This is a genomic window from Halobacillus salinus, assembly GCF_004684905.1.
In the GTDB taxonomy this organism is placed as follows: domain Bacteria; phylum Bacillota; class Bacilli; order Bacillales; family Halobacillaceae; genus Halobacillus; species Halobacillus salinus.
Window position 1 is genome coordinate 133847 of sequence record NZ_SRJC01000006.1, and the last position, 13654, is coordinate 147500.

14 protein-coding genes (1 of these 14 only partly in view) are annotated in these 13654 nt (G+C 48.5%); 4 read left to right on the forward strand and 10 right to left on the reverse strand.

Going from position 1 to position 13654, the window contains the following annotated elements:
- Window positions 1-92: 92 nt before the first annotated feature.
- Window positions 93-1727, reverse strand: a complete 1635-nt coding sequence (gene groL / locus E4663_RS16950) for a chaperonin GroEL (protein WP_079478507.1) — start codon at window positions 1725-1727, stop codon at window positions 93-95.
- 51 nt (window positions 1728-1778) lie between these two features.
- Entirely contained in the window at window positions 1779-2063 is a 285-nt protein-coding gene (groES, locus tag E4663_RS16955) for a co-chaperone GroES (RefSeq protein WP_079478506.1), read from the reverse strand.
- Between the two features lie 261 nt (window positions 2064-2324).
- Here groES and E4663_RS16960 point away from each other — a divergent pair, with 261 nt between their 5' ends.
- Window positions 2325-3035, forward strand: a complete 711-nt coding sequence (locus E4663_RS16960) for a CPBP family intramembrane glutamic endopeptidase (protein ID WP_135328512.1) — start codon at window positions 2325-2327, stop codon at window positions 3033-3035.
- 1 nt (window position 3036) lies between these two features.
- Window positions 3037-3246 carry a YdiK family protein gene (locus E4663_RS16965; RefSeq protein WP_079478504.1) on the forward strand — a complete coding sequence of 70 codons (210 nt, stop codon included), beginning with the start codon at window positions 3037-3039 and terminating at the stop codon, window positions 3244-3246.
- A 253-nt stretch (window positions 3247-3499) separates the two neighbouring features.
- Here the strand turns inward: E4663_RS16965 and E4663_RS16970 are convergent, their stop codons facing one another.
- Window positions 3500-4900 carry an MDR family MFS transporter gene (locus E4663_RS16970; protein WP_241657233.1) on the reverse strand — a complete coding sequence of 467 codons (1401 nt, stop codon included), beginning with the start codon at window positions 4898-4900 and terminating at the stop codon, window positions 3500-3502.
- Between the two features lie 217 nt (window positions 4901-5117).
- Between E4663_RS16970 and E4663_RS16975 the strand changes: the two genes are divergently transcribed.
- Window positions 5118-5936 (forward strand): SDR family oxidoreductase, encoded by an 819-nt coding sequence (locus tag E4663_RS16975; RefSeq protein WP_135328514.1) that lies wholly within the window; start codon window positions 5118-5120, stop codon window positions 5934-5936.
- 641 nt (window positions 5937-6577) lie between these two features.
- Here the strand turns inward: E4663_RS16975 and E4663_RS16980 are convergent.
- The gene (locus tag E4663_RS16980; protein WP_135328515.1) at window positions 6578-7228 is read right to left on the reverse strand and encodes a redox-sensing transcriptional repressor Rex; all 651 of its coding nucleotides are present in this window, start codon (window positions 7226-7228) and stop codon (window positions 6578-6580) included.
- Between the two features lie 13 nt (window positions 7229-7241).
- Complete coding sequence (gene moaC / locus E4663_RS16985) at window positions 7242-7718, reverse strand: cyclic pyranopterin monophosphate synthase MoaC (RefSeq protein ID WP_079478500.1); 477 nt, start codon at window positions 7716-7718, stop codon at window positions 7242-7244.
- A gap of 144 nt (window positions 7719-7862) precedes the next feature.
- Between moaC and E4663_RS16990 the strand changes: the two genes are divergently transcribed.
- Window positions 7863-9797, forward strand: coding sequence for an ABC-F family ATP-binding cassette domain-containing protein (locus E4663_RS16990; RefSeq protein ID WP_135328516.1), 1935 nt, complete (start codon window positions 7863-7865; stop codon window positions 9795-9797).
- A gap of 712 nt (window positions 9798-10509) precedes the next feature.
- On the opposite strand, the gene tsaD is transcribed toward E4663_RS16990, so the two are convergent.
- The 5 genes in view from tsaD to thiL are tightly spaced (at most 4 nt apart) and all read right to left on the reverse strand, a layout consistent with a single transcriptional unit that may run on beyond the window.
- A complete protein-coding gene (gene tsaD, locus E4663_RS16995; protein ID WP_135328517.1) occupies window positions 10510-11553 on the reverse strand; it encodes a tRNA (adenosine(37)-N6)-threonylcarbamoyltransferase complex transferase subunit TsaD in 1044 nt (347 codons plus the stop codon).
- Window positions 11550-11993 carry a ribosomal protein S18-alanine N-acetyltransferase gene (gene rimI, locus E4663_RS17000; protein WP_135328518.1) on the reverse strand — a complete coding sequence of 148 codons (444 nt, stop codon included), beginning with the start codon at window positions 11991-11993 and terminating at the stop codon, window positions 11550-11552. The genes tsaD and rimI overlap by 4 nt, the downstream gene beginning before the upstream one ends.
- A gap of 1 nt (window position 11994) precedes the next feature.
- A complete protein-coding gene (gene tsaB, locus E4663_RS17005) occupies window positions 11995-12681 on the reverse strand; it encodes a tRNA (adenosine(37)-N6)-threonylcarbamoyltransferase complex dimerization subunit type 1 TsaB (protein ID WP_135328519.1) in 687 nt (228 codons plus the stop codon).
- Window positions 12678-13133, reverse strand: a complete 456-nt coding sequence (gene tsaE / locus E4663_RS17010) for a tRNA (adenosine(37)-N6)-threonylcarbamoyltransferase complex ATPase subunit type 1 TsaE (RefSeq protein ID WP_135328520.1) — start codon at window positions 13131-13133, stop codon at window positions 12678-12680. Before tsaE ends, tsaB begins: the two co-directional genes overlap by 4 nt.
- Window positions 13134-13137: 4 nt before the next feature.
- A protein-coding gene (gene thiL / locus E4663_RS17015; RefSeq protein WP_135328521.1) for a thiamine-phosphate kinase crosses the window boundary here: on the reverse strand, window positions 13138-13654 show its 3' portion. It continues 461 nt past the right edge of the window; 517 of the gene's 978 nt are visible here — the last part of the coding sequence; its start codon lies beyond the right edge, outside the window; the stop codon is at window positions 13138-13140.

Consider the following 13654-nt stretch of genomic DNA (forward strand, 5'->3'; position numbering starts at 1 on the left):
ATGATAGCTGAAGACAGTCAAATAATTTTTTGTGAAAACAAAAAAGATGACGAGCAATTGCTCGCCACCTCTTTATAGATCTGGGGAATGAATTACATCATGCCGCCCATTCCGCCCATGCCACCCATATCTGGCATACCGCCGCCAGAATTATCTTCTTCAGGGTGATCCGCTACAACCGCTTCCGTAGTCAAGAACATAGCTGCTACAGATGCTGCGTTTTGTAGTGCGGAACGTGTTACTTTGGTTGGGTCTACGATACCTTGTTCGACCATGTTAACCCATTCGCCTGTTGCGGCGTTGAATCCGACGCCGACTTCTTCGCCTTTAAGGCGCTCGACGATGATGGATCCTTCTAGGCCTGCGTTGTGGACGATTTGGCGTACTGGCTCTTCTAGTGCGCGGAGCACGATTGCGGCACCAGTTGCTTCGTCGTCTGATAGATCAAGGCTTTGTACAGAGTTGATGATGTTTACTAGCGCTGTACCACCACCGGCTACGATTCCTTCTTCTACTGCTGCTCTAGTAGAGTTCAGGGCGTCTTCGATGCGTAGTTTACGTTCTTTCAATTCTGTTTCTGTTGCTGCGCCGACTTTGATGACAGCGACACCGCCAGAAAGTTTTGCAAGGCGTTCTTGTAGTTTTTCTTTGTCGAATTCAGAAGTGGATTCTTCTGCTTGGGCACGGATTTGAGCGACGCGGGAAGCGATTTGCTCTGGGTTACCGTTACCTTCGACGACTGTTGTATTGTCTTTCGTAATGACTGCTTTAGACGCGCGTCCAAGCTGGTCGATTGTTGTATTCTTCAGATCAAGACCTAGGTCTTCTGTGATAACTGTACCACCTGTAAGCGTCGCAATGTCTTCTAGCATTGCTTTACGGCGGTCACCGAAGCCTGGTGCTTTTACGGATACAGCGTTGAATGTACCGCGTAGTTTGTTCACAACAAGTGTCGCTAGTGCTTCGCCTTCTACGTCTTCAGAGATCAATAGAAGTGGCTTAGACTGTTGTACGACTTGCTCAAGGACAGGAAGAACTTCTTGGATGTTGTTGATCTTCTTGTCTGTGATCAGGATGTACGGATCTTCAAGAACCGCTTCCATCTTATCTTGGTCAGTAACCATGTAAGGTGAAGCATAACCGCGGTCGAATTGCATACCTTCCACGACTTCTAGTTCTGTGTTGAATCCTTTAGACTCTTCGATTGTGATAACGCCGTCGTTACCAACGCGCTCCATTGCCTCCGCGATCAGCTGGCCGACTTCGTTGTCCGCAGCAGAGATGCTTGCAACTTGTGCGATCGAGTCGCGGCCTTCGATAGGCTTAGAGATTTTGCGTAGTTCTTCTGTTGCAACCGCTGTTGCTTGCTCGATACCACGACGGATACCAACTGGGTTCGCACCAGATGTTACGTTCTTAAGACCTTCGCGGATCATCGCTTGCGCTAGAACCGTTGCAGTTGTTGTACCGTCACCGGCAACGTCGTTTGTCTTAGACGCAACTTCTGAAACAAGTTGTGCACCCATGTTTTCGAAGTGGTCTTGCAGTTCGATTTCTTTCGCGATTGTGACACCGTCATTTGTAATCAGTGGAGAACCGAATTTCTTATCTAGAACGACGTTACGTCCTTTTGGTCCTAGTGTTACTTTTACAGCATCAGCTAATGTATCTACACCACGCAGCATGGAGCGGCGTGCGTCTTCACTAAATTTAATTTCTTTAGCCATTTATAATGCCCTCCTCATTAAATATCGTATCTAAGTAAAGGTTGTCCAGGATTACTGAACAACGGCAAGTACGTCGGATTCGCGGATAATCAAGTATTCAGTTCCTTCATACTTCACTTCTGTACCTGCGAATTTAGAGTAAATCACGCGGTCGCCTTGAGCGACTTCTAGCGCAACTTTTTCACCGTTATCTGTAATGCGGCCTGTACCTACAGCTACAACTTTACCTTCTTGCGGCTTTTCCTTCGCAGAGTCTGGAAGTACGATTCCGCTTGCAGTTGTTTGCTCTTCTTCGATTAGTTCAATAACAATACGATCACCAAGTGGCTTTAACAATTCGAGCACCCTCCTTGATAAGGTTCATTCAAATTTTTGTCGGTTATTAGCACTCGTTGTATGAGAGTGCTAACACAATTCTTATCATAATGAATTCGCTGTCCATTTTCAAGTCATAACTACACAATTTCTCACACTTTTTTTCGACAAAAAAACCGCCCCAACCCTATTCCGTGATGGTGGGTCGGAAACTGTGATAAAATACAGGAAGTATGAATAAATAACGATATCCCGTTCTTTAAATAAAAGGAGTTATGTAGCATGCCCAGACGTTATTGGTACATTATCATCACCTACATCGTTGCCCAACTCTCCGGCATCATCGGCTACCCGATGTTAATGCTTGGAGGACTTGGTCAGAACGATGCGATTGCGGTTTGGTCCGTGATCAGCTTCACCATTGCGACGATCCTCATTCTCTACTTTTTGAAAAATGAAATGAAACAGCTCGAGTACCGGGATGAGCGTTCCAGTGTCGGTGCGATTATACTCTGGTCGATCGCCGGTGTATTCCTAGCCTTGTTCGCCCAAGGAATCGCCGCTGCCATCGAAACGAACCTACTCGGCGTACCGATGGGGTCGGAGAACACGATGGACTTGATGCGCATCGCGCGTGAATCACCGCTGTTCATCCTATTACCCGTTGTCTTCGCGCCGATCACGGAAGAGATCATTTTCCGTAAGATCATCTTCGGCAGTATTTATAAGAAGACGAACTTCTGGGTAGCAGTCATCGTGTCCGCTCTCGTATTCGGTGCGTTCCACTTCGATTTCACCCATATGCTAGTGTACTTCTCCATGGGCGTCGTCTTCGCCTTCCTATACGTCAAAACTCGTTCGATTATTACACCAATCGTGGCGCATATGGCAATGAACTCGTTCGTTGTCGTGACACAGTACTTCGTGGATGAAGAACAGATCAGACGCATGCAGGAACAACTGGAGACCATCTTTATTGGAGGATTTTTATAATATGAGAACATCACCTTTGTTCATGGCGTTCCTTTACTTCGGCATGGGGATTGCGTTCACCTACATCGCATCCCAGGCCGCGGTGGAAACGATCTGGAACGCAACAACGATCGTGCTTGCGGTGTTGGCGACGTTCAATATCGCGGTATCGATCCGTTTGACCAGACTCCATATGAAACTAAGTCAGCAGAAGAATGATAAGAAGAAATAGAAGCACGGAGGTTGATAGCCTCCGTGCTTTTTGTATGTTTGAAGGGAGACGGTTGGCTATAACGTCGAATTGCGGGCGGTAATTCGACGGTGCCTGTCTCTGTAGGCTTGGAAACGTCTTATTTGGAGGGATTGATCGACGTTGCGTCCTCTTTTTCAGATAGAAGCGTCGAAAAGGAACATCATATACGACGTTAGGACGCCCCATCCTCCCCGAAACGTCGAAAAAGCACAGGAACCTTCATTCCTGTGCTTTATTTATCATCCTGTACACCTTTCAAAATAAACGAAATCGGAAACGCAATCAGCAGTACGGCTGCAGATACTAGAAACGCTTCGTTGATCGTCTGCAGCTTGGCCGCATCCACTTCAAGTCCTGCGCCCATCTCAAGCTGAGCACGTCTCGTTTCATAATAGATAGAGAAAAAGACGATTCCGAGTGAAGAGGAGATTTGGCGGATGATGTTGTTCATCGCAGATCCTTGAGCGACTAGCTTGTCGTCGATGGCGTTCATGCCTGATGTCGTTGCTGGGATGTTACTCATCCCCATGCCCATGCCGCGGATCGTGTTCAGAATTAAGATCAGCCAGTACGGAGTGGACAGCTTGATGAAGCCGAGACCAATCGTGGATGACGCCATGATCAAGAGACCAGGCGGGACGACGTATTTCGGTCCTTTCTTATCCAGGATGTTACCTCCGATGGACATGAAGATACCACTCGCTGCGGCGGCTGGCAGGAAGAGCAGTCCGGTTAAGACTTCGTTCATGCCGTACACTTCCTGGATCAATAGTGGCAGCAGAAAGATCCCGGAGAACAACCCGATTGATGCGGCGGATGTACATACGATTGAGACAGCGTACGTCGGTACCTTGAACACGCTCAGGTTCAGGAGCGGGTCCTTTTGTCGATTTTCAAAAAAGACAAACACGACGAGCATGAGCAGGCCAGCTAGAACGAGTGAGATATTCAAGGTGTCGAACAGCTTCTCTGGTGTACGTCCCCGACCGAGTGCGTACAAGACCGCTCCGATTCCGAGCGTGACGATGACGAAGCCGCCGTAATCGAACCTTTTCTCTGGATCCGTCTCTGTTCTTTCCAAGAAGCGACTGGATAGGATCAGACCGGTGACGCCGAATGGGATGTTCAGAGCAAAGAGCCATGGCCAGTCTACGTATTGGATTAGCACGCCTCCGACAGTCGGACCGATGGCTGGTGCAACCATTGCCGCGATGCCGTAGACGCCTGTGGCAAGCCCTCGTTCATGGCGCGGGAACGAGTTGAAGATGAGCGCCATGGCGATTGGCAGCATCAGGCCGCCCGCGATCCCTTGGATGGCGCGCGATATGATAACCATCGACAAATTTTGCGAAAAGAAGCCGCATATAGAGCCGATGATGAAGATACTTAGTCCTGTGATGTACACTTTCTTCTTGCCGAAGCGGTCGCCGAAATAACCGGTGAGGGGCATGGTCATCCCCATAGCGATCATGAAGATGGTGATGATCCAACCGACAGCGACGGCGTTGGCGTCGAAGATTTGGATGAAGCGAGGGAGAATTGGGTTTAGCATACTATTGTTTAAGATAACAGTGAACGTTCCGAATAAGACCGAGACTACGACGAGCCATTTTTTCGGGATTTTCTGAAACAATTCGACGCCTCCTCTCATGTTTTGACTACCTTTTACTATACCACCGTGGCTGTGGTTTAACCGGAAGAGAGCCGATTTCGGTGTGTTTTTTCTTAATTACTGCGTTGAAGCGACTTGGTAACGGTTTCCCTCCTCCGATGTAAACGCTGCCCCTTTTTCCACAGGTTTATAGGCGGATAACGCGTGGGTATTAGCTAGGCATAAGGAGGCGTTAGAAATGAGATTAGAAAATAAAGTTGCCGTCATCACAGGTTCTGCCACAGGAATCGGCGCTGCGACAGTTCACCATTTTGCAAAAGAAGGCGCGAAAGTCATTTGTGCGGATGTGAACGTGGAAGAAGTGCAGAAGACAGTCGATGAAGTGAAGGACTTCGGTGGAGAAGCGGAAGCATATGAACTAGATGTGTCGGATGCCGACCAAGTTCAGGAGTTTGCCAATTACTTAAAAGAGCAATACGAAACAGTGGATGTACTATTCAACAATGCTGGTGTAGACCAGGAAGGCGGCAAGGTGCACGAATATCCAATCGAGCTATTCGATAAAATCTTGGCGGTCGACCTTAGAGGGACGTTCCTTGTCAGCAAATTTCTCCTTCCATTGATGATGGACAAAGGCGGATCGATCATCAATACGACGTCCATGTCCGGACGCGCGGCGGACTTGGACCGCTCCGGTTACAACGCGGCAAAAGGCGGCGTCATCAACTTCACGAAAGCACTCGCCATCGACTACGGTCGCTACGGCATTCGCGCCAATTCAATTGCGCCGGGTACGATTGAAACTCCGCTTATCGATAAACTTGCCGGATCGAAGGAGGAAGACGAAGGACAAGACTTCCGTGAAGCTCAGAAATGGGTGACACCACTCGGTCGACTTGGATCTCCGGAAGAAATGGCGTCTGTTGCACTATTCCTTGCGTCGGATGAAAGCTCGTTCGTGACGGGTGAAGATATTCTGGCTGATGGTGGGCTGCAGGCTTATACGTGGCCTGGGAAGATGTTGATTGATAAGAGTTGGAAAGAGAATATTGAATGATCGGAAACAGCATGCTTCTGGCATGCTGTTTTTTTAGTTGGGGTGTGGAGTGTTATCTCTTCCCTTTCAATATTTTAAATGAGTCGAAAGGGCAGAGAGACGGCTTTTATCTGCCTTTTCTTTAATAGGCAAGGCTTAGAACGTCAGCTGGGGGCGGTCTCTCTTACTTTTCGAGAGATGAATTGAGTCGGAAGGGCAGCTAGAGAAGTTCTATCTGGCCTTTTCGCACCGAAAACTCTTCAAAATGGCAGACAGCCCCACTAGCCCTCGCCAGAACATCCTACCTTTCCTTTCAACCTCTCCAATCAGTCAAAAGGGAAGAAAGACGCCTCCTCTCGGCCATTCCTTCACTCGGCAAAGCTTGAAACGGCAGCTAGAGAAGCTCTATCTGCCCTTTTCACATCGAACACTCTTCAAAATGGCAGAGAGCCACCTCCTCTCTGCCATTTCACCAATCCTAATAGCTCAATATGGCAACTAGAAGCACTCTATCTGCCTTTTCAAAAGAAATACCATCCCAAAACGTCACCTACACACACTCTATCTCCCCATTCCAACTCCCCACAGCCCCAAAAAGGCAAATACAACACACCCCTCAAACACAAAAAAACAGCATACAAACATGTATGCTGTCTCTCATCTCACTCTTCTTCCGCTTCCTCCAGCGGATAATGCTTAAGGAAATAAACGAGCGCTTGTAACTCAACGGCCAGATCGATATGGTGCACGCGTACACTCGACGGTACGGTGATTCGGGCAGGCGTGAAGTTGAGGATCGCGGAGATGCCTGCTTCAACGAGCCGGTCCGCCATGCCTTGAGCGGCGGATGATGGTACGGTGAGAATCGCTACGGACACGTTGCCGAGCTTCTTCTCTAAGTCGTCGATATGTTCGACGTCCACGCCACCGACTTCGGTGCCGACGCGTTTTTGGTCAGCATCGAAGGCGATTTTGATGCGGGTATTGTTGTTTTTCATGAAATTGTAGTTCAGAAAGGCTGTTCCCAGGTTTCCGACTCCGATCAGCGCGACTTCGGTGACCTCATCTTGGTCGAGCGTTTTACGGAAAAAGGAGAGCAGGTGCTCGACGTTGTATCCGTATCCTTTTTTCCCTAGGGCTCCGAAGTAGGAAAAGTCCCGGCGGATGGTTGCTGAGTCGACTTTGACCGCTTCACTCAGCTCTTTCGATGAGACGCGCAGCTTCCCTTGGCTGTGGAGATTGTTGATGAACCGGTAGTAGAGTGGCAATCGTTTGGCTGTCGCTTGCGGTATCTTAGTTTGTTCTATATCCATGCCTTGTCCCTCCTTATCTGCGGTAATCTCCGCTTTTTCCACCTGTCTTCTCGACTAAGTGGGTCGGTCCGATGACCATGCCTTTGTCTAAGGCTTTGCACATGTCGTAAACGGTCAGTGCCGTGGCTGATGCGGCCGTGAGCGCTTCCATTTCTACGCCAGTGCTTCCCTTCGTTTTGACGAAGACTTCAATATGAAGCATGTATGTTTCGCTGACTTCCCATTCAAATGAGATGTCGACGCCTGAGAGTGATAACGGGTGACACATCGGGATCCAGTCGGATGTTTTCTTCGCCGCCATGATGCCTGCGACTTGTGCGACGGACAATACGTCGCCCTTCGCCATCTCCTGGTTGGTCACTTTATGATAGATCTCTTCGTTCACTTCCACACTTGTCTTGGCAATCGCGGTGCGCACGGTTTCATTCTTCCCTGAAATATCGACCATCCGCGCCCGTCCTTGCTCATTGATATGAGTCAAATCTGACATGACCACGACTCCTTTCCAATGGTGCATTACCCCTATTCTATCAAAAAATTAGGAAGAAGTCGTTAAATGTTTCACATAGTAAGCCCATAGTCTTGCCCACTCATTCAAATATGAGATACACTTGTCACATCGAGGTGAAACGACATGATTCTCATGCAATTGAATCAGCTTGAAAAACGATTCGGAGCTGAATTAATTTTATCGAATATTAAATTAGAAGTACAAACAAACGATCGGATCGCCATCGTCGGACGGAACGGTGCCGGAAAGTCGACGTTGTTGAAAATCATGGCTGGGGAGATGAGCTATGATTCGGGTGAAATTTTCAAACCGAAGGATACGTCGATCGGATACTTGGCGCAGAATACCGGTCTTCAATCGGACGAGTCGATCTGGAACGAGATGGAGAAGGTGTTCGACCATCTCAAGGGGTTGGAAAAAGAAATCCGCTCCATGGAAACGAAAATGGCGGATCCTGATTTACTGGAGGATCCTACACGCTATCAGCAGCTGTTGAACGAGTACGATCGCAAGCAGGAATCGTTCAAAACAGCGGGAGGCTATCAATATGAAGCCGACATCAAAGCGGTATTGAACGGCCTGAATTTCCACGACTTCGACTGGAGCACCCCAATCAACTCGCTCAGTGGTGGTCAAAAGACTCGTCTGGCACTCGGGAAACTGCTCCTCACTAAGCCGGACGTTCTGATATTAGACGAGCCGACCAACCACTTGGACATCGACACATTGTCTTGGCTAGAGAACTATCTGTCTGGTTACGACGGCGCGGTCGTCATCGTCTCGCACGACCGCTATTTCCTTGATAAGATCGTTGATACCGTCTACGAAATCGCCTTCCAATCGTCCAAGCGCTACACCGGAAACTACACCGACTACTTGAAGCGCAAGGAAGCCGACTTCGAGGTTGAAATGAAGCACTACGAGAAGCAGCAAAAAGAGATCGAGAAGATGGAAGACTTCATTGCGAAGAACATCGTCCGTGCAACGACGAGTAAGCGCGCTCAGAGCCGCCGCAAACAGCTCGAGAAAATGGACAAACTCGATAAGCCGAAAGACGACGACAAATCGGCAAGCTTCAGTTTTCAGGTGGCAAAAAAGAGCGGCAACGACGTGTTGCGCCTTCAGGATTATGGGTTCCGCTACCCGAACGCATCTGACTACCTTTTCGATAACTTGCGACTCGACATCAACCGCGCGGACTCCATCGCCTTAGTCGGTCCGAACGGTGTCGGGAAAACGACGCTTCTGAAGACGATCACTGATGACTTGGAAGCATCGAAAGGGACGAAAATGATCGGTACGAACGTGCAGATCGGCTACTACGACCAAGAACAGACGAACTTGAACTCGAAGAAGACCGTATTGAACGAGCTGTGGGATGACTATCCGATGAAAAATGAAAAAGACATCCGCACCGTACTCGGCAACTTCCTGTTCTCAGGCGAAGACGTGCTCAAGCCTGTGTCCGCACTCAGTGGTGGCGAAAAAGCCCGCCTGTCCCTTGCCAAATTGATGATGCAGCAGGCGAACTTCCTCATCCTCGATGAGCCGACCAACCACTTGGACTTAGACAGTAAGGAAGTCTTGGAAGCAGCACTAGTAAATTATCCAGGTACCCTGCTCTTCGTCTCGCATGACCGTTACTTTATCAACAAAATCGCCACGCAAATCGTCGAGATGCTGCCGGGAGAAACGCGCAAATTCCTCGGTGACTACGACTATTATGCGAGCAAAAAGCAAGAAGAATACGAACTACAGCAGATCGAAGAAGCAGAACGCCTTGCCAATGAACCAGCATCATCAGAGCCGACAACGAAGAACAGCTTCGAGCAGGATAAAGAAGCGAAGCGGGAAGAGCGTAAGCGAAACCGTCGTATTGCTGAGATTGAAGCAAGGATCGAAGAACTCGAATCCCAGATCGAAGAGAACGACGAATTACTTTGCGATCCTGAAATCTACCAGGACCACGAACGCTCGCTTGAACTGACCGAGAGTAATGAACAGCTGAATAAAGAGTTAGAGGCGCTCATGGAAGAATGGGAAAGCCTCCACGAATAAAGACACCTCACTAGAGGTGTCTTTTTTTATATTAGTACAGTCGGTTCATTAAAGTGTGGTGAAGCGGTGTTGGTGAAACGGCTCCCTTTCCACGGGCGTCCGCTGAGCCTCCTCTCTCCCTTACGGTCGTTGTGGGGTCTCACACTGTACTACTCTCCCGTAGGAGTCTCGCCTTTTCTCCAACCCCTTTACGATAAGTAGACAGAACCTCTTTCCTCGCGGTTCTGTCCCCACAAACAATCATGCAGTGTGGTGGAAAACGGCGAGACTCCTGCGGGGGTGCACGGACAACGGTGAGATCCCCGGAGGCGCAGCCGGAGGTAGCTCAGCGTCCGCCGCGGAACGCGAGCTGTTTTCCACCACACTGTCCACTTTCCTCGTAACAGAACCATTATCCATCCAAAAGTGAATAGTCGATGTATAAGGATGTATGAACCATGATTCAGTACCCACACCTTTTTCCACACTAGAAATCCCTAATCAAAGGTTTTCAACAGGTTTATTCACATTATCCACATTTACTAACAGACTTATCCACAAAAATGAGAACGTTTACTTCACTTATTTACAAACCCTTTACACAGGTTATCCACTGTATGAATATACATTGTGGATAGATAATTATAAAATTTTTCCTTCTAAAACCCTATGAGCACGGCTCTGAAAAGTGAAAAAGCTCAGAGTTTTCAAACTCCGAGCTTGTCTTTATCCACTATTCTGTTGATAACTTTGTTCGATTACTGTAAAGCTCCAAGTCCAGCCCTGGGTTGGCATTGAGGTCCCAACCCGCGCGGTGACCTTGGTTGTAGGCAACAGCACCTGCAACGGCAATCATTGCAGCATTATCTGTACACAAGTGGATAGGTGGAATCAGCAATTCTGTATCCACAGCTTCGAATTTTTCTTGTAAAGCAGCACGTAAACCACGGTTGGCTGCTACTCCGCCTGCCACGATCATTTGCTTCACACCGTATTCTTCCGCAGCGCGGACGGCCTTTGTGGATAACACGTCGACAACACTCGCTTGGAAGCTTGCAGCAACGTCTTCAGCTTTATGTTCAATACCTTTTTGCTTCGCGTTGTGTAAAGTGTTGATAACCGATGATTTCAACCCACTGAAACTGAAATCGTACGAACCGTCTTCCAACCAGGCACGAGGGAAATCGATTGTCTCTTCCCCTTCCGCTGCTAAACGGTCAATGTGCGGTCCACCTGGGTATGGAAGCTTCAGTGTCCGAGCCACCTTGTCGTACGCTTCTCCTGCTGCGTCATCACGAGTTTCTCCGATAATCTCGAAGGAGCCATGCTCCCGCATCAACACGAGTTCCGTATGCCCACCTGATACGACGAGGGCTAGCAGTGGAAATTCGAATTCTTTTTCCAAACGGTTTGCGTAAATATGTCCTGCAATGTGATGCACACCGACTAGCGGCTTCTGTTTCGCAAATGCAACGGACTTCGCAGCGTTGACTCCGACCAGCAGTGCCCCGACGAGACCAGGACCTTCCGTTACGGCAATGGCATCCATATCATCTAAGCTCAAACCTGATTCATCCAGCGCTTCCTGAAGCGTAATCGTCATCTGCTCAATATGGTGACGCGATGCTATCTCCGGTACGACACCGCCAAACCGCTTATGACTTTCTATTTGGGACGCGACTACGTTCGTGACGAGTTCGCGCTCATTTTTGACAATGGCAACAGCTGTTTCATCACAGCTCGTTTCGATCGCTAATATATATTGGTCTTTACTCATTTTAATCCCACCCACATGACTAATGCATCTTCTCCATTATCACAGTAGTATCGTTTACGTATGCCACCCGGCACAAGCCCGAATTTCCGGTACAAATGCTGGGCGGCTGTATTTGACACTCTCACTTCGAGCGAAAGTTGTATCGCCCCTTTTTCAATCGCTTCCTGACACGCATAACGAAATAAGCGCTCTCCGTGCCCCTTTCCGCGGTGTTCAGGATGGATTGCGACATTGGTGACTTGCGCTTCATCAACAATGACCCATACTCCGCAGTATCCAAACAACTGTTTATTCTTTTCAATAACAAAATAGTTCGCATATGGATTGTCGTCTACTTCTTTCCTAAATATGCCTTCCTCCCATGGAGTGGCATAAGAAGCACGTTCAACCTCCATTACCTGTGGAATATCGTCCATGTTCATGCGGCGCAAAGTGACCATGTTAGTTCTCCTTCTGCTGCGCTAACCACTTGGCTTCGGCTTCTGGCAGGCGTAAGTAATTGGGTACGAGTTCATGAACAGAACCCGCCTCCATCTCCGCCCCAGCAAACGCAATCAGAGATGGTCTTGCATAGTGGTACGGAAAGGCTGGAAGTACAGCACGATCCCCTAGAACCTCACGAATCATTTCTTCATGTACCGATATATCCTGACTCAAGAAAAGCACCTTCTGATCAAGGTCCTTCAGCTCGTTAAGCCAGTCTTCCATCAACACATTTTTCTCAGGTTTCTCAAGTTCCATATTCTCTTTGTAGAGACCTGTGTAAACAAGTCCTCTCCGGGCATCAAAGAACGGACAAACATAACCGTCAAAGAATGCTCCCTGTCTTGCCACGGCTTCAAGGCTCGATACTCCGACTACTGGAATATCAAGCGACCAGGCCATCGTTTTTGCCGTCGTAAGCCCGATTCGGACACCTGTATAAGAACCCGGTCCGTGGGCTACGGCAATGCGGTCCAATTCTTCCGGGGATATCCCCGTCTCCTCCATCAATGAGTGGATCGCAGGCATCAGACGGATAGAGTGATTCTTCTTCAAATGAGTAACGTACTCACCTGCCACTACACCGTCTTTCACCACCGCAACACCCATGACGTAGTTAGATGTATCAATTGCTAAAATATTCATGACGTAAGCTCCTTACAAATTGCATCAAAATGTTCTGAGTTCGTCTCAAGCGTAATCGTTCGCTCCACATCACTCTCATAAGCGATATGGATGGCCAAACGCTCCTCCGGCAAGAATGATTCAATGAAGTGCGCCCATTCGACCACACAGACACCCTCGCCTTCAAAATACTCATCAAAGCCCAAATCTTCTTCACTATCCTCAAGACGATACACGTCCATGTGATAGAACGGAACCCTTCCCTGGTATTCCTTAATGATTGTAAACGTCGGACTGTTGATTGTACGTTTCACTCCAAGTCCTTTTCCGAGCCCCTTGGTAAACGTCGTCTTCCCCGCGCCAAGGTCCCCTTCCAACGTACAGACATCGCCTGATTCAAGCTGTTCACCCAATCGCTCAGCAAACTGCATCGTTTCATCAGGTGAAGTCGTTGTCCATGTATAAGCAGCCATCCACTCACCCTCTTTTCATATGCGTATAGCCTGTCTTCTCAAGGATATTACGCTTGTCTTCTTTCTGTATATATACATACGGATGATCTTTTTTCCGTTCCTCTACCTTACCGATCACCGTCACCTTCAGCCCACTCTCGTTCGCAGCTTTTTCAACACAGCTCCATTCCTCTTTAGAAACCGTCCCAAGCAGCTCAAAGTCTTCTCCTCCTGATAGTCCCCACTCAAGGTACTGATCAGGATACAGAGCTTGGATTGCCCCTGAACAAGGAATACGCTCCTGTCGAATGATTACATCCACGCCCGAAGCTTCTGCAATCTCATTCGCTTCATTCGCAATGCCGTCACTCACATCATTCAAAGCGATTCTCTCACAAGAACGAAGCATCTCAGCAAAAGTGACACGTGGAGAAGGCCTACGATGACGGTTTACTAAGTAACGGACATCTTCCGTCTCCTCGCGTTCATCAAATATACATTGCAACCCCGCTCTCGAATCCCCGAGCGATCCCGTCACAAAA